Raw genomic sequence first — 19322 nt, 5'->3', positions numbered from 1 at the left:
GGCACGCTGTCTACTGTTTAGGCCGCCCTCGCAGGAAGCTTTTCAATTTATCCGCGACACTTTCACGCTTCTGGGGGGAAGCCGGACTTTGCCCTTGGCCATGCCCGCGCCCAGTCCAATCGAGCCTGGCATCAAGCGCGAGCATGATTTGCGGGATGGGTGTGTGCCAGGCAGTGTCGGGCGGCCAGCCAAGCCAGCCGGTCGCCACGCCGAACAGATAGTCGACGTAGCTGCCGTTCTTCACTGCGCTGTGCTGGCCGCCTCGTCCTTTCCCCGGGCAGCCACACTCGGCGGTACCGGGTTGAGCAGGACGGTGATGTACTCGGTCAGCTGCCCCGATACCTTGGCAACGCCGGTGTGGAAGACCTCCCCAGCAATCACAGGATGCTGGTCAGGCTTCAGATCCGCGCCGGCAATGACGATGTCCGCGCAGGCCGCGATGCTCATCAGGCGCATGGACTCCAGCGCGGCCCGCAATCCGCCAAAGCGGGCTTCGATTCGCAGCGCCGCGTCGAGCGTGGGTTTCAGGGTGTAGCTGCGGCCGCCGATCACCAGCGTGACGGTACCGTGCAAGGCTTCGCTCATTGGGTTTCTCGCAGAAAAGAACAGGGCTCAGCCCCGTTGGTCACGGGGCAGCCGGGCCGGCTGGGATCTCGATGATGTCGGTGTTGATCGCAAACGTCATGTTGCGGCGCACGACGTTGTCGGCCGCACCAGGGGCCACCGTGTTGTTCATCACCTTCACACCGAAATAGAAAGTGGTTGGCAGAATCGGAGTGGCCGCGTCCGGGTCGCCGTCGTTGAGCGTGACCTTGACGTTGTAGTTACCCTTGGATCGGTCCTTGTGCGCTACCGACACGGCCTTCTGACCGGCATCGCCGCTGTCCAGGCCCACGGTCAGGGTCATGTTGCCGGCGTCAGCTGTGCCCTTGTACTTGCGCACACGGCCATCGCTCAGCGCAGTGAAGTTAACGGCGCTGAAGGTATCGCCAAACTCGCCCAAGTCTTCGATCTCACCCACCTGGACATAGGTGTCGGCTTCGTACTCAGTGAGGGTGCCTGCACCGGTCTTGCCGCCAATGGCAAGGCGGCAGCCGGCGGCTGTGTTGAGGTTGTCTTCGGCCATGGGGGATCCTCCAAAGGCACATTGGATAAAAGCCGCGGCGCGGCCGATAAGTGATTCAGTGGGTGGTGATCACGCGGACAGTGATCGAACCCTGATAGGTGATGCCGTCGGCGTCGCGCTGGGCGTCGGCTTGCTCCACCCGGACGGAAACGGCGCGCCCCACTTCCAGCGGCAGGCGGCGCTCGTCCAGAGCGGCGATGACTTCGCCGTTGATGCGCTTGACCTCGGCCTGGCCTACCGCATCGGACCAGACCGACAGGTAGATGAGGCGCGTTTGGCGTTTGCGGCCCGAGATCGGGCTGCTGTTGACCGAAACCTCCCGGTCGATGGACACATACGGCATGTCCGCATTAAGCGGCGCGCCGTCGTAGATGGGGCAACTGACCTCGTCTTCAAGCCTGGCGAAGATGGCCTCCTGCAGGGCCAAGGATGGATCAGTCATTGCCTACCCCCTGGCTCGCTTTGCGGAGCGTGCGACGCACGGCGGCTTCGATATCAGCCATGACGTACTCCCGGTTTACCTGCATGGACGGTCGAAGCCACGGGTGCGCAGGCCTCGCCGGGATATCAGGGTGCTTGCCGAAGAAGTTTTCACCGTCGCTCTTGTTGGTTTCACGACGGTTGCGACTGCCCGCTCCCTTGCCGCCGGTGTAACCCTTGGTCCCGTACTCGATGAAGCGCAGGTAGAAGAACCGTCGATTGTCGCGCTTGCCACGTATGCCGATCTGCGCGTCCAAGCCACTAGGCGAGACATATACCTTGAGCGCAGCGGCGGCAGCACCGGTGTCCTTCGGAATCAGCTGACGCTGCGTTTCCAAGATGCGGTTGGCAGCCTTGAGCATCGCCGGCTGTAGCTCGTTGTCCATCGTTTTGTGGATGTTGCGTAACGTCCGGCGCAGCCGGATATCGCCGCGAATGCTGGACCGGCGGGCCATGGCCTACTCCTTGGCCGGGGTCGGCGACTTCACTAGCTTTTCAGTGGAAGCGGTTTCGTCTTTGATCTTCACGGCGTAGCCACGAGCGATCAGCCCTTCGCCGTACTCCTTCTTTACCTCGAAGATCTCGCCCTTCTCGCGCTCGCCAGAAGCGCCGGTCAACGGGCCCAGTGCTTGAACTTTCATGGCACACCTCATGGATTCGGTACCGATGAGCAAAGCAGCCTCATCAGGGTGTTCTCGTTATCCGGCAAAACTGCCTCGACCTGGTACGTGATCCCACGGCGTGTCAGGCGCGATCCGGCAACGATGTCAGAGCGCGGCCTGCCGATGATCTCGGCTGCGACAACGGCATTCAGCTTTTCAGCAACTGCCGTTACTCGGCCGCTAGGAGTCCGGACTTCGCCCCACATTTGAGGACGAGCTGCAGGTAGCCACGTCACGGTGGCTCCCCCGGACTTATTGCGTTGCTCATGTCGATGGGTCACCTGGAGCAGATGACGTAACGGGCCGGCTCTCATATGCCCCACCCGACACGATGTGGGGTCAGAAGCGCCTTCGAACCTTGCGGCAATTCGGTGGCGATGGTCCCGATCACAACGTCCTCACGGTTGGCGTATATGTGGCCGAGGATCAGTAAGCATGCGGCCTTGATCTGTTTGTTGCTGACCATGGGCGAGTCGCCCGCATCTCCGGCGGCGACAGCCTCATCCAGCGCCTGCTGGTCGACATAGAAGCGACGGTTCAGATAGTCCATCGCCTGCCCTTCGGCCGCCTCGATCAGGAGCTCCAGGTATGCGTCATCGTCGTCGGGATCCCGCAGGTGATGACGGGCAATGGTCAAACTGATGACCGACATACCCTCACTCCTTCAGCGGTTCGAGGGATGCCAGATTCCGCTGCACCAGCTCTTCAGCGTGCCTGCGTGGCACTGTATACGCCGGGCCGCCGCGACGGCGAAGCTCGCCTTCATCCATGTATGACCGCAACGGATAGATCTGAAGAGTCGCAGGATTAAGCTTCGCCTGATCCTCTGGTGCCAACTGATCAGCGCCGGTGCTTCTGTCGGACAAGGATGATGCGGCCTGGCTGGCGTCTTCGGATGCCGCAGCGTCAGTCGCAGCGACGCCTGGGCTGGCCCCTTGATCGCCCGTGGCGACATCCGGCACCGTACCAGCGACTGCTTGTCCTTCTGGCGGTACCAGGCCCGAGCCTTCCGCTTGGCCTGGAGCAACTGCGGAGACACCCGAATTGCCGGGGTCACCGCTAGCTGGAACGATCGCACCGCCAGGCGAGGGGGGCGAACCGGCAGCCTCAGACGGGCCGGTGCTGGTATCAACGGTCGAGACCGGATCCTTCGCATCAGTCGTGAGTGCTGGTGTTTCCTGTTTACGTGCCATTGGATTACTCCATTGGGGCGCCATTTCTGGCGCCGCGTTGCGGAAGGGTTAAGGCGTGACCAGCGGGCCAGTGACGAACGCTTCGTCGCGGTAGATCGCGAACGCCAGGCGCTCCTCGGCGCGGATCGTCGCCATGTTGTTCTCGAAGTCCTTGTCGTTCTCGGTCGAGATCAGCACTTCGATTTCCATGCGGTCGAAGATCTGTGCGCCGAGCTTGAACGCGCCGACGAGGAAGTCGTTCTGCGTCATGGCTTGAGTGGACACCACCGGGCGGTTCCAGAGTTTGGCATTGGTGCCTTCCTGCGGCTGGCCGATGATGTAGCGGCCCTCGCCGTCTTTGGTGAGCTCGATCGCTGCCCAGTCGATGGGGTTCAGCACGATGCCATCCGAGGGGAAGTCGGCCAGTTCAGCTTGCAGAAGCGCCAGGCGCAGACGGTCGATCCGTTGCTCACCCACCACAGTCAGACCGGCCTGCGGCGCATACAACTGAGCGACCGTGACGAGGCCCTGCAGGTTGGCGCCCGTGCCGTTGCCGTAGAGCAGCTGAGCCTCTTCCGCCATGTTCAGGCCGTAGCGAGCGCGACCGTCGATGTAGCTCTGCAGTGCCTTGGCATCGTCGAGCATCTGCCGACTCGCCTTGAACAGGTGGGCAATGGTGCGGACGTTCGCGGTGGTCAGGGCGAAGGTGATGTCGGAGTACGGCTTGGCGGTGTTCTCCGCGACGGTACTGGCGTTGTTGGTGAAACCAGTCTCACGGATGTACTCGATGGAGTTCGACTCCGTCTCGCCCGGCGCCACCAGGTCGCGAATAGTCAGCCGACGCTGAGGTGGTGCGACGACGCCGGCCAGGCGCTGCGTAGGAACCAGATCGCCGCCGGTTGCGGTGGTAATGGCCGCGCGCGGCACGGACACGCGGCGAGACCCGCGGAAGGACGAGTTCATGTCCTGCATTTCATCGCTGCCGATCACCAGGGCGCCAACCGACTTCTGCGGCTCATCCTGATTGCCTCGGTCACGGCTTGCGTTCACCAGCTTCTGCTCGGCCTCTCCCAGGCGGGCGTTGAGTTCGCCCTGCTTGGTCAACAGTTCGTCGACCTTGGCACGGGTTTCGGCAGTCATCTCGCCGGAGGCCTTGATCTGTTTGTCGGTCGCCTCAGCTTGGGCTTTGATCTGATCACCAATGCCCTTCAGGCTGGCATTGAGTTCTTTGACTTGGGCTTCAAAGTCCATGGTCACTTTCCTTTCAGAGAATTGAGAAGATTGGTTGCCGCGCTCAGTGAGGCGGAGAGGTCTGGCGCGACAGCGCTGGGCTTATCGGTCGGGGCAGCGTTATGCGTGCCCCCGCCGGCAGCGCGAGGCATGCCGGACTTGAAATTGGCGAAAAGTTCGCGACGCTCGGATCGAGTCATTCCCGCTTTGGCCAGGGCTACATCCATGGCCTTGAGCGCATTGGCCTGAGTGGCGTCTTCAGTCTCGCGCTCGGTGACCTCAGTGGACGACAACAGACCAGTAGCCAGACCAAGCTCCACGGCACGCTTGCCACGGATGTAGGTTTCGTCGTCCATCAGTTCGGCCATGTCCTCTGCCGGCTGGCCGCTGGTCTCGGCATAGAGGTCGGCCATAGCGGCATCGAACTCCTCCATGTCAGCGGCAATATCCCGGAGGTAATGGCGATTACCGGCGAGCCAGGTCCAGCAGTTGTGGATCATGAGGAAGGCACTGCTGGCCACCTCTCGCTTACTGCCCGCGAGGAAAACAATCGACGCAGCGCTGGCCGCCATGCCGAGCACCTTGGTGGTGACGGTATGACTGTGCTCGCGGAGACGGTGATAAATGGCGATGCCTTCAAACATGTCACCGCCTGGCGAGTTGATGTAGACGGTGATGTCACGCTCGCCGATAGCACGCAACGCGGCATCAATCCGCTTCAGGGTGACACCTTCGCCATACCAGTCTTCGCCGATCACGCCGTATACCGTGATAGTGTCCGAGGTGTTCTCAACGGCCGCCTGGATCGCGGGGTTCCATTTATCGAGCGCGCGGGGGCTCATCTCGCTGCGCAGGCCGCGAGACTGGATCTTGTGTTTCATGGATTACTCCCGTGATTTGCTGTCCGGCTCTTGCAGCCAGTTCATCAGTGCGGCCCGAGCGGCCTGACCATCGTTGTTTTGCTTGCCCAGCTGGTCCAGTGGCACCAGGTTCGACTGAACCGTGAGAACGTCGCCGCCAGGCATGTGAGGCATGTTGTCCTTGCGCCGGCCTTCGTTGCGGGTGATGAACCCGTTCTGGGCCATGGTACTCAGGTACGCTGCGCGCCCGGAGCTGTCGGCCCGCAGGAACGCCTCAAGCGAGAACTCCGAATAGAAGTTGATCCGGTCCACCGCCGTCATGCACCACTTGTTCACGCACTGCTCGATCGGCGCCGTGAAAGACATGATGCAGTAGGTGAGAAACGCGATCTGCTGCTGCTCCAGGCCGGTTCCCCAGTTGCTGCCCTTATCGGTCTTCATCACCATCCAGGGCGGGACGCCGAACCAGCGGCAGATCTCTTCGATGCTGTGACCTCTCGACTCCAGCAACTGCGCGTCGGCAGGATTGATACCGATCATCTCCGGCTTAACGCCTTGCTCGAGCACAGGGCTCTTGCCGGCATTCAACGCCCCGGAGATCGTCTTCACGTACTCCCGAAATTCCACGCGTTGGGCCGGGTTCAGCGTCTTGTCCACCGAGAAAGCGACCGTGGGCATCATGCCGTTGCGGAATGTACTGTTGGCTGCGTCGTCTGCGGACATCGCAGAACCGAACACATCCGCGCCATATCGAATGGCGGAAAGGCCCACCCTGCCATCCAGGGTAAAAGCCGGGATGTGCAGCATGTTCTGCCGCACTATCTCTCGGCGCGCGCCCTTTCGCGGCCTGAAGAAGTACCTCAACCGACCATCATCATCGAACTCGAGGTCGACCCGGGACGGCATCAGGAAGTCCAGCGCAATGACGCGTCCTGCAGAGCGGTGGATCTCGCAGTAAGCGTTCCCCCACAGCAACATTGAGGCAACTACTGCCTGCCAGAAATGAAAGGCGGCCATGTCCTCGTTTGGACTGGTGTGCACCACGTCGTACAGCGGGAAGTCCCGGGCACTCTCGCGGCTTCCATCTGGCATTCGCTTGTAAATACTCAGCGGCAAGCCAGCCACCGAGGTCGAGATGATACGGACACAAGCCCACACGGTAGAAAGGCGCATGGCCTTATCCACGCTGACCGACTTGCCACTACTGGACTGCGCGCCGAGAAAAGCCCCCCAGAAGCCGCCATCAGACAGCTTGATGCTCTTGCCCAGCCATTCACTCATGCTGGCTGACGGCTTGGCGGCCGCCGCCCCTAACGCCTGAGAAAGGGTTTTAATCACTGGTCAGTCCTCGGCGAAGGAATCCGGCGATGCAGAAGAAACTCACCGATCCTGCCAGCAAGGCCCAGCCAGTGCCGACCAGAACCCATACCCCGGCACATGCCAGGCAGAAAGCCACCAGAGCGCAGGCGATGAAAATGTAAAGTGCGTTCATGCGATCAGTGGGTCCCGAATGCCAGCCATAAAGTTGTCCATCCCTCCGCGGCCTTCAGGATTGAGGCTGATCAGAGACACGGCGTTGAAAGTTGCCATCAGCGGGTCGATTTTTGCGGTACCCGATGCCTGCTTGGTGATCAAGAAGGCGTTAGCCGAGGGCACCCCTTTTGCGTTGCCGCAGGACCACGCCATAAGCGGCTGCCCGCAGTGCAGCAGCGTGCCCTCGGCAAGCTTGCGCTCTGTCGTCTTGATCGCACCGGTGAGCTTCCATCCCTGAGAGATACCAACGATCTTGTCTTCCTCGACACCGGCATCAGCCAAGGCATCGAGAACGGAGCCAATACCCGCTGGGTCGAGCCCGACCTTGTCCAGCAGGCCGGTCTCGTTGATGCGTTTGACGATGGCCGCGAATTGCTCAACGTCGTCGCCGATCCGCTTGACGAGAGTAAGATCGCCAATCGCCTCAAGATCCTTTAGCCGTGGGGCTTCGGACTTACGCCGCTCAAGCACTGAAGGGTGTGCCCAGGCATGGGCCCAGTGGAGCCAGCGGCGGGTTCCTGCCTCTCGGCCAATAACTGCGAGACCGAGCAAGTCATCCAACCCACCGCCATCACCACCCACATCGATGACTTCGCATCGATCAAGGATTTCATCCAGGCTGAGCCAAGTGGCCGCCTGTGACTCCCAGAATTCGGCACCGACCCAGGCGTCCGACATCAGCGCCAAGCCGATTTCGATATTGAGATGCTTCGCAAGGAAGCCGCGCAACTCTGCCTCACCGTCGATCTCCGCTTGCATGAACAAACGCTCAAGGGTCGGGCGGTCGACCGAGAACCCCATGTTGGGGTTCACCAGGTGGAAGTTCTCGGGCTTGCGGGCTGCGCCGCTGTCGATCATCTCCTTCGAAAATTCGTAGATGATCGGCAGGAAGCGGTTGTCGTTGATACGACCATCACGCACGCCGCGCGCATAGTTCAGTTTCGACCGGAACACACCAGCGGGCGGCTCGTTCGATTGCGTGGTCAGCCAGATGACGAAGCCTTCGGGCCTGGACAGCAATCCACCAGTGGCCTCTCGGATCATGTCAGCCGCTTTCGGGTTCTTGCCGAATAACCAGGCCTCGTCGATCAGCACCCCAACCGCCTTCTTGCCGCCCACAACATCGCTGTCAGCGGCTACGACCTTCAGCGTGGCGCCCGTTTCCCGGTGAGTAATCAGCCGAAGGTGCGGCTGCACGTGAAGTAGATCCTTCAACTCTTCGTCGTTGTTGACCATGTCCTTGGCCGGTACGAAGGCGTTGTCGGCAATCTCTTTGGTCGGTGCGAGGATGATGAACTCAGCTGACATACGCCAGTTACGGACCAGAGCCGTCAACATGATCGCGGCAGCGATGGTCGACTTACTGTTCTTTTTCGGGATGCAAAGCATGAATTCCCGAATCAGGCGCTCACCGGTCTCGCTGTTGTAGCTGCCGAACACAGCTCCTGCGAAAGCCAGCACCCACGGAGCACAAGTACTCTCAATGGTTGGGCTACCAGGGGCATCGACAATACGAAGCCCTTTGAAAACCTCCAGGCTCTCCTGGGCCTCTTGAGGGAACAGCGGTTCGGGAATGATGGACTCGCTGGCAGCTAGGCGCCGCCACCAGTCAGGGCAGGCCGTAGTCCAGAGCATGGTTTACCCCTTGACGACAGTGAGGGGCGGCTTGCTTTGGGAGTATTTGCCCTTGCCGGCCTCTTTAGCGGCCTCCGCCTTCTGCTCTTTCTTGCCTGCCTCGGCCCTCTTCCCGTGGATGTAAGGGACGGCTGTCTGCGCAGCGTTGCGCCGATCGAAAACCTTCGCCCGGGGCTCGTTCATCAACGCGAGCAACCACATGAGCGGATCGTCAGTAGACGGCAGGCAACTCAGGAACTCCCCGTCGCGCTCGTTGATCTCGACAGGGTCTTCGGTAGCCTCATCAACCTTCGCTTTGGTTCTACGCTTTTTCGGCTCAGGGTTAACACTGAGCTCGGCTCGGCGAGCCAAAATTGCGGATGCGATCTTCGGATCATTGGCCCAACGTGAACCGGCTGCAGCAGCAGTCGAAGGCTTGCTGCCTGCGGCTTCCGCCGCTTCTTTGTTGGACGCACCCCGGGCCTTAGCGTCAACAAACTGTCGCTGTTTGTCTGTTAACACCATTAACAAAAACCTTTAGGGGGGAGAAAAATGTAGACGTGGGGTCGGAGGCGGTCTAGCTAGATGAGAATCCCTAGCTTTTGCCCCCCTACCCCTTCGCAGCACGTCACTGGCGTGCCTCTATGGCGCCGCGCGAGGTTTCGGTGACCCGTTGACGCCTCAGCCACCCAGCCCCGCCGACTCCTCAGCCTGCTTGACGGAATCGTGGCAAGGCTTGCAGAGGCCCTGCCAGTTGTTCTGATCCCAGAAGAGAACCATGTCGCCACGGTGAGCAACGATGTGGTCGACCACCCGGGCGGCAGTCGTTCGGCCGTTTCGTTCGCAGTAGACGCAGAGCGGATGCTCCTTGAGGTACTGCTCTCGCGCCTTCTGCCATCGGTAGTCGTAGCCACGTTGGGAGCTGGTCATGCCGCTCCGCCAACTGCCAGGTGTAACCACCTTGACTCGCGAACTTGTGCTTTCCTTGATGCGCGAACCGAGCGTTCTGAGCCTACCCATCAGCTCACCTCGACCCTTATGCCGCGCTCGATCCAGCTGGAGACGCGACCAGGATCCGGTTCATGACCAGTGATCTGGACCATTGCGAGGACGCCAGCCAGGTAGTACTTAAGCCACCAGCTCTGGCGACACACGATCGTTGCAGTCATGCGAGCCATCACCAACCTCACGTTGTGGCGCGGATCAATCAACCCGCACGATCTTGGCCACGTTGCCCTTGGCCCTGCAGACCAGAACGGCGGCCAATAGATAGAACGCGGTGTTGAACCAGGAGGCATCGGCGAAGTCGTCATGCATCACCATCCGCCCGACAAGGCTGATGAACTGCATGCCGGTAACAGCACATGCAGCCCAGGCCATCAGGGATACACCCAGCTTGTAGCGGGCGTCCGGGTAAGGCCGGTAGCGCAGGCCGATCATCACGAAGATGACCGCACACAACGCGGCCTGGATAAAGGCAACCATTCAACCCTCCTTCCTGGCTCGCAGGCGGAAGACCCACTGCAGCCAGGTCGGCATGCGGCCGGTCTGCATCCACTCCAGTAACCCGGAGAACGTGACCACGCAGAGAACACCGCAGACAAAGGCGCTGAAACCGGCGGTCTGGGTCCAGGCCCGCCCCATCAGTTCAGCCGCACCGAAGTAGCCGCCGATCCAACCGGCCAGAAGGTAGCCTATGCGACGCCAGGTGCTGATGTCCTTGGCGAACACCACATAGAAGAAAGCTCCACCGAATGCGCCGACTAGTGCAGCGAGATCCAGCTGGGGAAATGCAGCACCTAGTCCGACGCTGGCAAGTACGCCGGTCACTGCGAGGGCGCCGGTACTTGGCTCGGCCATAAGCACTGCTCCATAAATGAAAAAGCCCCGCACAATGGCGGGGCTCAGGGTGTCAGCGATCAGACTGACTCTTTAGGCTCGTTTTTCACAGCCTGGGCGGGAGGTGTCGATAATCAAATCACCCTCCACTCGATATCCGATGGAGCCCACGAGGAAGGCGTGGTTGAGCTGGCTCATCACAACATCCGAGAGACCAACTGCACACCCATCCTTTTGAATGGCGTTATCCATAGCAGTCTTCATGTTGGGAATGCCGAACGGAAAGAGGATAACGGGGTAGGTGTCTTCGCCAGTGACTCGGGAGCCCTTCACGAATTTCGAAGAATTGATGTTGTAGTTCTTGGTGCTCGCGACAGTCATGTCGGCTACTCGAACAGTGCAGCCCGAAGCGACAGCGGCGGCGACAATAACAGTGAAGATGGCTTTTTTCATGGGTTCCCTCCAGGTGAGGGCGCGGAATATATCAAAAAGCCACTACAACAAAAAGCCCGACGCTAGGCCGGGCTTTTAGTTCTCACTCCTCAACACGCGCAGGAATGACAGGATGGAAGTAATTTCGCTCAGTCGCTCACTGATGTCAACAGGCAATCATGCAACCTCTTTCATCAAGAGCCCCTCGGCCTCCAGAATCACCCGAACCTCTGCCAACGCGTCGTCAATCATGCCGTCGAGCTTTTCGTTGATCTCCAGCCTCCAACGCCGGCGGGTGGACTCCGGCGTGGCGTCGAGATCCCAAGTGTTCATGTCGTAGAAGCTGTCAGGCAGTATGATCACATCCTCTTCGAGTGCCTCGATGCGCTTCTTCGCTGCTTGGCCAGCGGCAACTGCAGCATTCACAGTGGCCTCGCGACGCCAAGACGACGCATCCAACGGGATATCCACCGAAACAGATTGCGGAGCCTTGCGGCGTGCCCCCTTAAGCTTTGGAATCGCCCAGGCAGTCACCGCCTTGTAGATGAACAATGCCGGTGCTGGGCTAGCGATTAACGGACGGACCAGCGTGATCGCCTGAACCTTCTTCACCTTGTTGGTGCTGTATTTGGCGACCAAAGCATCCCAGTGCCTGCCCCTAAGCATGTGGTGCAGGCGCGCCGACAGCCAGTAATCGACCTGGGTGCGATCGATGCCGTCTGATCGTCCACCCAGCGAGGCCAAGCATCCGCCCTCCTCCTCCGCCGATTTGTACAGCTTCTGCCACGCCTGGGCCTTTGCCGATCCCTTCTCGCCCGCCGCCAGAGCGGCAACTACTGCACCCGAAACGCTGCTGTAAACCATGGTCCTTCCCCCTCAATCCCCGGTGTAGTTGGTGCCGCCGGCGCCGCGCCGGTTGCTTCCCTGATATGTCGCCTCAGGCCCTGATGCCTGAGGGTTCTTCAATTGCTCGATCTGCCGGAGCGATGCCCGAAGCCTCATACTGAGCTGGGTGACCAGTTCATCCAGGGCCAGGGCCTCGCCTGTTGCAGCCGCTACAAAGCCCGAGGCATGGCAGTGACCACATGGCAGTTCGTGAAACAAACCCTTTGTGACCGCTCGCCCACGGCACAAAGGGCATTCCTCCAGCTCGATCACGGCCTTCTTGAAGGCTGGGCCGTGGCTCTTCCTCATGCGTTGGACGCCTTTACCCAGCGCCGTACCGACAGCTCGCACCCCATCTTCAAGCAGACCCCGTTGGCCATTCCCCGATGGGACGCTCGACGCCCACAGCCGCAGCTGCAGCGCCGGCGCGACTTCGAATCAACCTGCTCCTGATAGCAGATCTGCCCAGGCAGCCCGCCGACAAAACCCCAACCTTCCATCCCGCCGCGCATTGCCGCCGAGCGGGCCGCTGGAGACATCGTGTTCAAGTCGGTCATGGCCGGCCCAGGGTGCTTTTCAGTCATTTCGAATCCTCGCTAGTTACAAATTCGGCAAGGTCGCTGGAGGCCTTGTGTTCCGCTGGTTCAACCGAATTCTGTGAAATTCCGGATAAGGCCTTGGTAAGGCCGTGAATGGCACCAAAGCCGATGCCGTCTAACCAGGCGTGCCACTTCTCCAGTGCCGCCCGGCGCTGCTGCATGGCCTGGGTGTTGATGTACGTACTGGCGATCTTGCCCAGCGTATGGTTCAGCAGCATCTCGCCGATGTGACCGTCGATGCCGAGGTCGGTCCAGGTGGTGCGGGACACCTTGCGCAGGTCGTGGCTGGTCCACTCGCCCTGGCCCAGTCGGGTGAACACCATGCTGGCCTGGGTCTCGCTCAATGGCAGCCCGCGCCGATTCGGGAACAGGTACACACCCTCGTAGCCCTGGTCCTGCTGAATAGCCCGGTACCGGAGCAGCAACGCCTTCATCTGGGCAGTCAGCGGCAGGCGATGTTCGGTACGGGTCTTGGTGTTCGCTGCCGGGATGAACCACTCGGCACCGGCCAGGGAGATCTCGCTCCAGCGGGCCATGCGGGTCTCGCCGATCCGGGTGCCGTGGGCCAGCATCATGAGGGCCAGCATGACGTCACCGGGCCCTACATCGAAGGCCTTGGCCAGCTGCTGCATCAGCTCCGGCAGCTGCACGTCGCGCAGGCGTGCAGCCTTGGGCAGGATCCTGGCCTTGGTGAAGTCGCTGAAGCGCATCCCGGCCATCGGGTTGCGGTCGATCAGGCCCAGCTGCAGGGCCTGGCGGAACGCGGTCAGCAGCAGCGCGAACATCTGCCGCAAGTAGGACAGCGACACCTCCACCTGGCACGGCCACATCAGCTGCTTGTCCAGCGCGTCGGCGGTCACTTCGACCAGGGCCAGGTCATCCAGTCGCGGCTTGAGGTGCTGGGCGATGGCGGAACGGGCGCCGGCCTTGCGCTTGGCCGACAGCGAGCGGTCGCGGGCCATGCGGCTGCCGTACCAGTCGAGCAACTGCCCCACGGTGGTCATGCCCGAGGCAACCGGCGCGGTGGCCGGGCTGCGCATCAGCCGTTGACGCAGAGCGGGCAGTTCGGCCAGCACCGCTGCCACGGTGAGGTCGGGCCAACGGGCGATCGGCACCCACTTCTTGCCGCGCACCAGGTGCCAGGTACCGCGCTCGCGGTTGCTCCAGAAGCGCAGGTACAGGCCTGGGTGACGTGGGTCGCGCAGGTCGCGCACCGACTTGTCGGCGGCCTGTCGGCGCACCTCTGCCTCGCTCAGCTTCACTTCCCGGGTCGCGCTCATGCGGCCACCGTGGCGGGCAGCAGCAGGTAGGCACGAATGGCTTCGACGGCGTCGATGTTGCCCCGGCACACGATGGCCAGATAACCCTGGGCGCCGAGCGCCTGCAAGTAGGCGTCCTGGCAGGGCGATACCGGCGCATCGAATGGCGGCATGGCCTTGAACTCGATGTACAGCCCGAAATACCCACCGCGTGCCATGGGCAACACCAAGTCAGGCACACCGGCCTTCACTCCCTGCCCCTTCAGCTTGGCGGCCACGGCCTTGACCCGGTGCCCGCCGTTCGGGACGTGGTAGATCAGTTTGTAGGCCTGCGGGTAGCGCAGCTGCAGCTCCTGCATCAGCGCGGCCTGCTCCTGCCCTTCCCGGTCGATGGGCTTGGCGCGGGCCGGCTTGGCCTTGAACGGGCGAAGGGCGGGCGAATTCATGCGACCACCACGGACTCGGCCAGCAAAATCGCCTGAGTGCGCATCACGCCCTCGGCGTGGTACTGGCGGGCGGTGTCGCGATCGACAGCGCGGCTGCGACCGTCACAGACATCATGGCAAGCACTGCATGCCCAGGCGCCCTGCAAGTCGTGGGGCTTGCTGCCAACGCCACAGGTGCCTGCCATTCGGTAGTGCGCGAGGACGGTGGTCTCGGGATTGCCGTTGCACACGCCCGGAATTCGCACCTGGCACTCCCGACCGCGCGCGGCCTTGGTCAGTTTGGTTTGCCGCATGGTCAGGACTCCTCCTTGCCACGGTGCGATTCCCACTCGAAGGGCACAATCACCCCGCCGCCCTCGCGCAGACGGTCGTAGCACCGCTCGCCCATGGCGTGGCGCAGCTGGCTGGCCTCCAGGTTGGAAATCACCACCGTGGGGCGCATCTGCTCGTAGCGCCCGTTGATGATCGAAAACAGGGTGGTCAGCTCGAAATCGCTCGGCTGCTCCTTGCTGACGCCGACCTCGTCCAGCACCAGCAGCGAAGGCGCGATGAGACTGGACAGGATGTCGGCCTCTGACTGCTCGCTGTTGCGGTCGTAAGTGGCGCGGATGGACTGGAGGACCGCGCCCACCGTCCGGTAGACGGCCGTGGCCGAGGTGTTACACATGAGGTCGTTGGCCATTGCCGCGCCGAGGTGCGTCTTGCCGGTGCCGACCTTGCCCAGCAGCATCAGGCAGCGCCCGGTACGCTCGATGTCCTCGAATGCGGCGACATAGCGGGTGCAGAACGCCAGCGCTTTGCGCTGACCTTCGTGCTCGACCCGGTAGTTGGCCAGGGTGCGGTCGGCGAAGCGCTTCGGGATCAGCGCCGAGCCCAGCTTGCGGGCCATAGCCTCCCGCTTCAGGCGCGTCTCCTCCGCCAGTTGCTTGGCCTCACGCTCAGCAATGGCGGCCTTCTCGCACTCCGGGCAGCGCCCAACGATTTCGCGACCCATCAGCATGGTCACCCGCTGCTCGAAGGCCCCGTGATGCTCACAGTCCGCTGGCTGGATACGGAAGCCAGCGGCGTTTTTCACCTCGGACATGGTGATCACCGATTCAGATCGCATAGGTGCCGTCCTCACGCGCGGCCAGGCCGGCGGTGTAATCGCGTTCGTTGAAGCCGTGATGACGGCTGTTTGGCTTGCCCTGTGAGGACGATTGGGTGTTTTGCTCTGCAAGACGCTTGGCGACCCAGGAAGCCTTGAACCCCTGCCATCCAGCCGAGAGCGCCTCGGTCAACGCGGTGGACGCGCTGATTCCCAGTGCCAAGCACGCAGTCAGTTCGTCATTGAGCGAGCCCCACACGGTTTCAGTAACGCCGGCGCTCTTCGCTTTGCGCAGGGCAATCCAGTCCTTGAGCAGCGGCTCAGGCAGATCGTGTGGGTTGTTGGCCAGCAGATCGCGAAGGCCGAAAGGCTTCTTGCGGTCAGGCTTGCCATCCGGGACCGGATCAAGCTCAGCCTTGGGGGGGCATGTAATCTCTTCCGTAGGAAGAGTTACATAGGGGGTTTCTTTCTTAGAATAAAGAAGGGACTCGGCGGTTTTGGTCTGTTTCGACTCTTCGCCGATTCGGACCACTTGAGCCGAGTCGGCTGGTTTGGTCTGTTTCGGCTCAACGACATAGACCCAGTCTTTCGGGTCGTTTACGCCGATGTCACCACGGGCACCGCCATCCCGGAACAGCACGCGGCGGCGCAGCAGGCTGGAAACCGCCTTCGACACGGTGTCGGGGTGAGCGTGGATGGCTTTCGCGATGTCGGTAGCCGGGATGCGCTGGGCGCCCGCACCGAAGTTGATGGTGGCCTTGGCCACGTACAGCACAATCTTCATCTCCCTGGCCGGGAGATCGATAGCCAGCAGGCCATCCATGAGCTGGTTGTCCATCCGGGTGAACCCCCTGGACTTGTCAAGTGGGACTATGTTTGTCATGCTTAAACCCGTAATGAAGCTGTAGAGAAAGCCGCCCTGCCAGGCGGTTTTTTTTCGCCTGCGATTCCGGTACTGGATGGATTCGCAGGTGTTTTGGTCATCTACTGGCGGAGTGCCAGGCAACTCATAATTCGTCTCGTCAGGCAACGTCGTCCCAGGGAAAAGCTGGGCACATCGCCTCTTTTTTAAACTTGCCTTGGGTTAGCCTTTCTGCTCGTTTCGCTACTACTGGGGACATTCCGTGCTTTCCTCGCACCCATCCGGAGACTGTGCTTTGGTCAACACCGAGCTTCTCGGCTGTCACCTCCTGCGTTCCGAAGAAGGCAACGAGGTCCTTAAAGATGGCGTTCATGCTGCCTCTCCATATGTGAATACCCATATCCTAGGGCATAGGGATACCTATTTGCAACAATATGGGCAGGCCCGTAATAATCAGCAGATGGAATACAAAGACCGCGTCAAAGCAGCCAGAAAGCATGCCCGACTGACCCAGGTAGAATTGGCTAAGCTCGTCGGGATCGACCAGGCTTCCATTTCCGACTTGGAAAGAGGTCGATCGGGGCGCTCTTCCTACAACGCCTCCATCGCCAAAGCGTGCGGTGTGTCTGCGTTATGGCTTGAAAAAGGTTCGGGTGAAATGCTCGCCAACCCAGGCGAGCCCTCAAACGTGTCTCCTGTAGAGCAACCATCCTTCCGGTACCCGGTCATCAGCTGGGTTGCAGCCGGAGCTTGGGCGGAGGCGGTGGAGCCATTTCCGCCCGGGTTCTCCGATCGATATGAGCTGTCTGATTACGACTCAAAGGGAGTGGCGTTTTGGCTTGAAGTCAAGGGGGACTCTATGACGTCCCCTGTGGGCACAAGCATCACAGAAGGCATGATGATCCTGGTCGACACCGAGGCAGACGCTATCTCCGGAAAGCTTGTGGTAGCAAAGCTCGCGGACAGCAACGAAGCCACCTTCAAAAAGCTAGTCGAGGATGGCGGCCGACGCTTCCTCAAGCCACTGAACCCCGCGTATCCGGTTGAGGTATGTGCGGAAGGTTGTCGCATCGTTGGAGTAGTCGTCCGAGCAATGATGAAGCTGTAGCCTTGAGATCCGTACCCGCCCGGCCTATCGCCGGGCTTTTTTTTGCCTGGACTTTTGTAGCCTGAGCGAATTCTTGTCCTGTAATAAAACTTTACACATGTAGGAGGATTGAAAATTTCCTACAGAAAGGATAACTGTATGCATGTACAGTGAAAGGAATTTCAGACATGCTCCCCCTCGCTTTTTCAAGCTCCCCTTCGCGATCCTATGAGCGCCTAGGTTACCGATTGCAGACGCTCATCGCGTCGCCGCATGTTCAAAAGCGCCAATACGTGGATGTCAAGCTAGCGCCCGAGGAGTCAGAAGCCGATTGGGCCCAATTGCTTGATGCACTTGAGGAAACGAATGGAATCCGGGTGGAGCGACTAGAGCCAGGGGTTGTAAGGATTGCCTGGCAAGAATTCATCGACACGATGTGATCAGGGCCCGCACTACGCGGGCTTTTTATCGCCCACCTATAAAAATATGTGTTTGCCCATAGACAACAAATATGTGTTCCCCTATATTTGCCTCATCGCCGGTTCAAACCCGGCCAGCAAGACTGGCAGCTACGGCAGCCACCGCTCTTTACACAACTCGGCGCAATACACCACCAGGTGGGAAAGGTAGCTAGCACGCTCATAGGCAGGAGCCTCCCTGAGCGATGCCGTATCGACCTCGGATCTTGGTGGCAAACCCTTAACCACGTACAGAGGAGAACCCTCGCCATGAAGTAGGTAGCGATTCACCCGTGAGGTGCAGGAAGCCTGAAGGCTGCACCCGTAACCATGACAGGCAGCGGCAAGTTGTGGCGTCGATGTCACCGCGCATTGGCCGGATATCCGGTAGCCCACCCGAAACGACGAATCACCGCTGATGCAGCATCCCTGGCCTGTCGCCAGTAGCGAGGCCGGGGCGGTTTCACCGATTGGCCTTGGCGACAGGGGCAAACGGGAAATCAACCCCACGGAGCAACACCCCATGCTTGGAAAACTGTTCGGTAAGAAAGGTCGTGAAGCCCGCGCTGCTATGCAGGTGGTTCAGAACCGCGACCTGATGCAGGCGATCGTCTACGGCGCCTTCTACGTCGCCGCTGCCGACGGCGATATCGGCGAAGACGAGATCAAGAAGACCGAGAAGCTGATCGCCAACACGCCTCAGCTCAAAGGGTTCGGGCCGGAGTTGTCCAACACCATGGACCGCGCCGAGAAGGACTTCCACGACGGCGGCCATCGCATCCTGCGCATGAACGCCGAGAAGGAACTGAAGGACCTGGCCCACTCGCCGGAAGAAGCGGCCATCGTCATCAACGTCATGCTCACTATCGCCGAGGCCTCGGGCGAGATCGACGACAAGGAAATGGCCGTCCTTGAGAAGGCGGCGAAGCTGATGGGCCTCAGCCTGAAGGACTACCTGTGATCCGTATCGCGTCGTTCGCGATCGTCGCTGTCGCCGTCGTGTGGCTGGTTATGCGCGGCATCGACTACGGGACCTGCGCCTGGTACGGCCACCAAACCGAGCGCGACACCCGCTACGCCGCATTCGTCGGCTGCATGGTGAAGACCAGCAGTGGATGGGTGCCACGCAACGAAATTCGCACCCAGCAGTAGCACCGCGTCAGCCTGACGAAAACTGCCCGATCCACCTGGTTCCCCATCACCAGGCCGCATCGGTCGTGACGTTCACCCTCCCCTGGTCCGGGAGGTACGTGGCTGCGAGCGTCACGACCAATGCAGCCCACCGAGGACAACTCATGGAAACGATCACTTGCGGCTCATGGATTGGCCAGCTCGGCAAGGCGCTGGCCCCCCGCGAGCTTGAAGCATTGCTGTGGGTGGCCCAAGGCCTCACCACAAAAGAAATCGCCCGCGAAATGGCCGTCAGCCCCGGCACCGTGGCCAACCGAATCGAGGCCGCGCTGTTCAAGCTGGAAGCCGGACGCCGCATCGAGGCGGTCACCAAGGCTATGCGCCAACAGATCATCAGCCCGCTCTGCATCGCCCTCGCCGCCCTGATCGCATCGCATGCGTTGATCAACGACAGCGACCCGATGCGCCGCGACCGCCGAGTACCGGAGCGGCGTACCGCCCAAGTTCGAATCGTTCGCAAGGCCGAGGCCTTCGAGCTCCACGCCTGACCTACCCGAGGA

At 60.9% G+C, this 19322-nt stretch carries 30 protein-coding genes; 5 read left to right on the top strand and 25 right to left on the bottom strand.

Going from position 1 to position 19322, the window contains the following annotated elements:
- Positions 1–10 precede the first annotated feature (10 nt).
- The 25 genes from IWW33_RS26720 to IWW33_RS20780 all read right to left on the bottom strand — a co-directional run bounded on the left by IWW33_RS26720 (position 11) and on the right by IWW33_RS20780 (position 16459).
- The gene (locus tag IWW33_RS26720; protein WP_348635186.1) at positions 11–244 is read right to left on the bottom strand and encodes a hypothetical protein; all 234 of its coding nucleotides are present in this window, start codon (positions 242–244) and stop codon (positions 11–13) included.
- Positions 241–585, bottom strand: a complete 345-nt coding sequence (locus IWW33_RS20895; protein ID WP_196914372.1) for a hypothetical protein — start codon at positions 583–585, stop codon at positions 241–243. The genes IWW33_RS26720 and IWW33_RS20895 overlap by 4 nt, the downstream gene beginning before the upstream one ends.
- A gap of 40 nt (positions 586–625) precedes the next feature.
- Complete coding sequence (locus tag IWW33_RS20890) at positions 626–1126, bottom strand: hypothetical protein (RefSeq protein WP_196914371.1); 501 nt, start codon at positions 1124–1126, stop codon at positions 626–628.
- A gap of 55 nt (positions 1127–1181) precedes the next feature.
- The gene (locus IWW33_RS20885; protein WP_196914370.1) at positions 1182–1568 is read right to left on the bottom strand and encodes a DUF3168 domain-containing protein; all 387 of its coding nucleotides are present in this window, start codon (positions 1566–1568) and stop codon (positions 1182–1184) included.
- Positions 1561–2061, bottom strand: a complete 501-nt coding sequence (locus IWW33_RS20880) for an HK97-gp10 family putative phage morphogenesis protein (RefSeq protein WP_174142175.1) — start codon at positions 2059–2061, stop codon at positions 1561–1563. The genes IWW33_RS20885 and IWW33_RS20880 overlap by 8 nt, the downstream gene beginning before the upstream one ends.
- Before the next feature lie 3 nt (positions 2062–2064).
- A complete protein-coding gene (locus IWW33_RS20875; protein WP_196914369.1) occupies positions 2065–2247 on the bottom strand; it encodes a hypothetical protein in 183 nt (60 codons plus the stop codon).
- An 8-nt stretch (positions 2248–2255) separates the two neighbouring features.
- Positions 2256–2582, bottom strand: a complete 327-nt coding sequence (locus tag IWW33_RS20870) for a head-tail adaptor protein (RefSeq protein WP_174142177.1) — start codon at positions 2580–2582, stop codon at positions 2256–2258.
- A complete protein-coding gene (locus tag IWW33_RS20865) occupies positions 2579–2920 on the bottom strand; it encodes a head-tail connector protein (protein WP_196914368.1) in 342 nt (113 codons plus the stop codon). Before IWW33_RS20865 ends, IWW33_RS20870 begins: the two co-directional genes overlap by 4 nt.
- 589 nt (positions 2921–3509) lie before the next feature.
- Entirely contained in the window at positions 3510–4691 is a 1182-nt protein-coding gene (locus IWW33_RS20860) for a phage major capsid protein (RefSeq protein ID WP_196914367.1), read from the bottom strand.
- Positions 4692–4693: 2 nt separating this feature from the next.
- Complete coding sequence (locus IWW33_RS20855) at positions 4694–5551, bottom strand: head maturation protease, ClpP-related (protein ID WP_196914366.1); 858 nt, start codon at positions 5549–5551, stop codon at positions 4694–4696.
- A gap of 3 nt (positions 5552–5554) precedes the next feature.
- Complete coding sequence (locus IWW33_RS20850) at positions 5555–6868, bottom strand: phage portal protein (RefSeq protein WP_196914365.1); 1314 nt, start codon at positions 6866–6868, stop codon at positions 5555–5557.
- A gap of 150 nt (positions 6869–7018) precedes the next feature.
- A complete protein-coding gene (locus IWW33_RS20845; RefSeq protein ID WP_196914364.1) occupies positions 7019–8698 on the bottom strand; it encodes a terminase large subunit in 1680 nt (559 codons plus the stop codon).
- 3 nt (positions 8699–8701) lie between these two features.
- Positions 8702–9202, bottom strand: a complete 501-nt coding sequence (locus IWW33_RS20840) for a terminase small subunit (protein ID WP_196914363.1) — start codon at positions 9200–9202, stop codon at positions 8702–8704.
- Positions 9203–9358: 156 nt separating this feature from the next.
- Complete coding sequence (locus IWW33_RS20835; RefSeq protein WP_196914362.1) at positions 9359–9697, bottom strand: HNH endonuclease signature motif containing protein; 339 nt, start codon at positions 9695–9697, stop codon at positions 9359–9361.
- Between the two features lie 183 nt (positions 9698–9880).
- A complete protein-coding gene (locus tag IWW33_RS20830) occupies positions 9881–10162 on the bottom strand; it encodes a phage holin family protein (protein WP_196914361.1) in 282 nt (93 codons plus the stop codon).
- Positions 10163–10537 (bottom strand): putative holin, encoded by a 375-nt coding sequence (locus tag IWW33_RS20825; RefSeq protein ID WP_196914360.1) that lies wholly within the window; start codon positions 10535–10537, stop codon positions 10163–10165.
- Between the two features lie 72 nt (positions 10538–10609).
- Positions 10610–10969, bottom strand: a complete 360-nt coding sequence (locus tag IWW33_RS20820; protein WP_012315773.1) for a hypothetical protein — start codon at positions 10967–10969, stop codon at positions 10610–10612.
- Positions 10970–11125: 156 nt separating this feature from the next.
- Positions 11126–11812, bottom strand: coding sequence for a hypothetical protein (locus IWW33_RS20815; RefSeq protein ID WP_196914359.1), 687 nt, complete (start codon positions 11810–11812; stop codon positions 11126–11128).
- Positions 11813–11824: 12 nt separating this feature from the next.
- Positions 11825–12142, bottom strand: coding sequence for a hypothetical protein (locus IWW33_RS20810; protein ID WP_196914358.1), 318 nt, complete (start codon positions 12140–12142; stop codon positions 11825–11827).
- Between the two features lie 271 nt (positions 12143–12413).
- Positions 12414–13712, bottom strand: a complete 1299-nt coding sequence (locus IWW33_RS20805; RefSeq protein ID WP_196914357.1) for a site-specific integrase — start codon at positions 13710–13712, stop codon at positions 12414–12416.
- Positions 13709–14137 (bottom strand): VRR-NUC domain-containing protein, encoded by a 429-nt coding sequence (locus IWW33_RS20800; RefSeq protein ID WP_196914356.1) that lies wholly within the window; start codon positions 14135–14137, stop codon positions 13709–13711. The genes IWW33_RS20805 and IWW33_RS20800 overlap by 4 nt, the downstream gene beginning before the upstream one ends.
- Positions 14134–14430 carry a DUF1364 domain-containing protein gene (locus IWW33_RS20795; RefSeq protein WP_196914355.1) on the bottom strand — a complete coding sequence of 99 codons (297 nt, stop codon included), beginning with the start codon at positions 14428–14430 and terminating at the stop codon, positions 14134–14136. The genes IWW33_RS20800 and IWW33_RS20795 overlap by 4 nt, the downstream gene beginning before the upstream one ends.
- Positions 14431–14432: 2 nt before the next feature.
- Positions 14433–15245: an ATP-binding protein gene (locus tag IWW33_RS20790; RefSeq protein WP_196914354.1), complete on the bottom strand. Its 813-nt coding sequence runs from the start codon at positions 15243–15245 to the stop codon at positions 14433–14435.
- The gene (locus IWW33_RS20785) at positions 15235–16107 is read right to left on the bottom strand and encodes a replication protein (RefSeq protein ID WP_196914452.1); all 873 of its coding nucleotides are present in this window, start codon (positions 16105–16107) and stop codon (positions 15235–15237) included. Before IWW33_RS20785 ends, IWW33_RS20790 begins: the two co-directional genes overlap by 11 nt.
- A 139-nt stretch (positions 16108–16246) precedes the next feature.
- A complete protein-coding gene (locus IWW33_RS20780) occupies positions 16247–16459 on the bottom strand; it encodes a YdaS family helix-turn-helix protein (protein WP_196110008.1) in 213 nt (70 codons plus the stop codon).
- Positions 16460–16546: 87 nt separating this feature from the next.
- On the opposite strand from IWW33_RS20780, the gene IWW33_RS20775 reads away from it, so the two are divergent.
- The 5 genes from IWW33_RS20775 (at position 16547) to IWW33_RS20755 (ending at position 19310) form a co-directional block, all read left to right on the top strand.
- Positions 16547–17194: a LexA family transcriptional regulator gene (locus IWW33_RS20775; protein ID WP_196914353.1), complete on the top strand. Its 648-nt coding sequence runs from the start codon at positions 16547–16549 to the stop codon at positions 17192–17194.
- A gap of 167 nt (positions 17195–17361) precedes the next feature.
- A complete protein-coding gene (locus IWW33_RS20770; protein WP_196914352.1) occupies positions 17362–17613 on the top strand; it encodes a DUF1654 domain-containing protein in 252 nt (83 codons plus the stop codon).
- Between the two features lie 541 nt (positions 17614–18154).
- Positions 18155–18592, top strand: a complete 438-nt coding sequence (locus tag IWW33_RS20765) for a tellurite resistance TerB family protein (protein ID WP_196914351.1) — start codon at positions 18155–18157, stop codon at positions 18590–18592.
- Positions 18589–18783, top strand: coding sequence for a hypothetical protein (locus IWW33_RS20760; RefSeq protein ID WP_196914460.1), 195 nt, complete (start codon positions 18589–18591; stop codon positions 18781–18783). Before IWW33_RS20765 ends, IWW33_RS20760 begins: the two co-directional genes overlap by 4 nt.
- Before the next feature lie 143 nt (positions 18784–18926).
- Positions 18927–19310: a helix-turn-helix transcriptional regulator gene (locus tag IWW33_RS20755; RefSeq protein ID WP_196914350.1), complete on the top strand. Its 384-nt coding sequence runs from the start codon at positions 18927–18929 to the stop codon at positions 19308–19310.
- Positions 19311–19322 lie beyond the last annotated feature (12 nt).

Origin of the sequence: Pseudomonas sp. M2, from assembly GCF_015751845.1 — a bacterium.
Classification (GTDB): Bacteria; Pseudomonadota; Gammaproteobacteria; order Pseudomonadales; family Pseudomonadaceae; genus Aquipseudomonas; species Aquipseudomonas putida_E.
This window is presented reverse-complemented; position numbering and strand designations above follow the sequence as displayed.

What these genes read in the sequence shown, in the direction of transcription:
- IWW33_RS20815 (WP_196914359.1), bottom strand. Translation starts at nt 11,812, where the DNA reads ATGGTTTACAGCAGCGTTTCGGGTGCAGTAGTTGCCGCTCTGGCGGCG.
- IWW33_RS20755 (WP_196914350.1), top strand. Translation starts at nt 18,927, where the DNA reads ATGGAAACGATCACTTGCGGCTCATGGATTGGCCAGCTCGGCAAGGCG.
- IWW33_RS20875 (WP_196914369.1), bottom strand. Translation starts at nt 2,247, where the DNA reads ATGAAAGTTCAAGCACTGGGCCCGTTGACCGGCGCTTCTGGCGAGCGC.
- IWW33_RS20805 (WP_196914357.1), bottom strand. Translation starts at nt 13,712, where the DNA reads ATGAGCGCGACCCGGGAAGTGAAGCTGAGCGAGGCAGAGGTGCGCCGA.
- IWW33_RS20870 (WP_174142177.1), bottom strand. Translation starts at nt 2,582, where the DNA reads ATGAGAGCCGGCCCGTTACGTCATCTGCTCCAGGTGACCCATCGACAT.
- IWW33_RS20830 (WP_196914361.1), bottom strand. Translation starts at nt 10,162, where the DNA reads ATGGTTGCCTTTATCCAGGCCGCGTTGTGTGCGGTCATCTTCGTGATG.
- IWW33_RS20840 (WP_196914363.1), bottom strand. Translation starts at nt 9,202, where the DNA reads ATGGTGTTAACAGACAAACAGCGACAGTTTGTTGACGCTAAGGCCCGG.
- IWW33_RS20860 (WP_196914367.1), bottom strand. Translation starts at nt 4,691, where the DNA reads ATGGACTTTGAAGCCCAAGTCAAAGAACTCAATGCCAGCCTGAAGGGC.
- IWW33_RS20785 (WP_196914452.1), bottom strand. Translation starts at nt 16,107, where the DNA reads ATGACAAACATAGTCCCACTTGACAAGTCCAGGGGGTTCACCCGGATG.
- IWW33_RS20795 (WP_196914355.1), bottom strand. Translation starts at nt 14,430, where the DNA reads ATGCGGCAAACCAAACTGACCAAGGCCGCGCGCGGTCGGGAGTGCCAG.
- IWW33_RS20800 (WP_196914356.1), bottom strand. Translation starts at nt 14,137, where the DNA reads ATGAATTCGCCCGCCCTTCGCCCGTTCAAGGCCAAGCCGGCCCGCGCC.
- IWW33_RS20890 (WP_196914371.1), bottom strand. Translation starts at nt 1,126, where the DNA reads ATGGCCGAAGACAACCTCAACACAGCCGCCGGCTGCCGCCTTGCCATT.
- IWW33_RS20775 (WP_196914353.1), top strand. Translation starts at nt 16,547, where the DNA reads ATGGAATACAAAGACCGCGTCAAAGCAGCCAGAAAGCATGCCCGACTG.
- IWW33_RS20865 (WP_196914368.1), bottom strand. Translation starts at nt 2,920, where the DNA reads ATGTCGGTCATCAGTTTGACCATTGCCCGTCATCACCTGCGGGATCCC.
- IWW33_RS20810 (WP_196914358.1), bottom strand. Translation starts at nt 12,142, where the DNA reads ATGAGGAAGAGCCACGGCCCAGCCTTCAAGAAGGCCGTGATCGAGCTG.
- IWW33_RS20885 (WP_196914370.1), bottom strand. Translation starts at nt 1,568, where the DNA reads ATGACTGATCCATCCTTGGCCCTGCAGGAGGCCATCTTCGCCAGGCTT.
- IWW33_RS20825 (WP_196914360.1), bottom strand. Translation starts at nt 10,537, where the DNA reads ATGGCCGAGCCAAGTACCGGCGCCCTCGCAGTGACCGGCGTACTTGCC.
- IWW33_RS20880 (WP_174142175.1), bottom strand. Translation starts at nt 2,061, where the DNA reads ATGGCCCGCCGGTCCAGCATTCGCGGCGATATCCGGCTGCGCCGGACG.
- IWW33_RS20845 (WP_196914364.1), bottom strand. Translation starts at nt 8,698, where the DNA reads ATGCTCTGGACTACGGCCTGCCCTGACTGGTGGCGGCGCCTAGCTGCC.
- IWW33_RS20790 (WP_196914354.1), bottom strand. Translation starts at nt 15,245, where the DNA reads ATGCGATCTGAATCGGTGATCACCATGTCCGAGGTGAAAAACGCCGCT.
- IWW33_RS20895 (WP_196914372.1), bottom strand. Translation starts at nt 585, where the DNA reads ATGAGCGAAGCCTTGCACGGTACCGTCACGCTGGTGATCGGCGGCCGC.
- IWW33_RS20835 (WP_196914362.1), bottom strand. Translation starts at nt 9,697, where the DNA reads ATGGGTAGGCTCAGAACGCTCGGTTCGCGCATCAAGGAAAGCACAAGT.
- IWW33_RS20855 (WP_196914366.1), bottom strand. Translation starts at nt 5,551, where the DNA reads ATGAAACACAAGATCCAGTCTCGCGGCCTGCGCAGCGAGATGAGCCCC.
- IWW33_RS20770 (WP_196914352.1), top strand. Translation starts at nt 17,362, where the DNA reads ATGCTCCCCCTCGCTTTTTCAAGCTCCCCTTCGCGATCCTATGAGCGC.
- IWW33_RS20820 (WP_012315773.1), bottom strand. Translation starts at nt 10,969, where the DNA reads ATGAAAAAAGCCATCTTCACTGTTATTGTCGCCGCCGCTGTCGCTTCG.
- IWW33_RS20780 (WP_196110008.1), bottom strand. Translation starts at nt 16,459, where the DNA reads ATGAACGCCATCTTTAAGGACCTCGTTGCCTTCTTCGGAACGCAGGAG.
- IWW33_RS20765 (WP_196914351.1), top strand. Translation starts at nt 18,155, where the DNA reads ATGCTTGGAAAACTGTTCGGTAAGAAAGGTCGTGAAGCCCGCGCTGCT.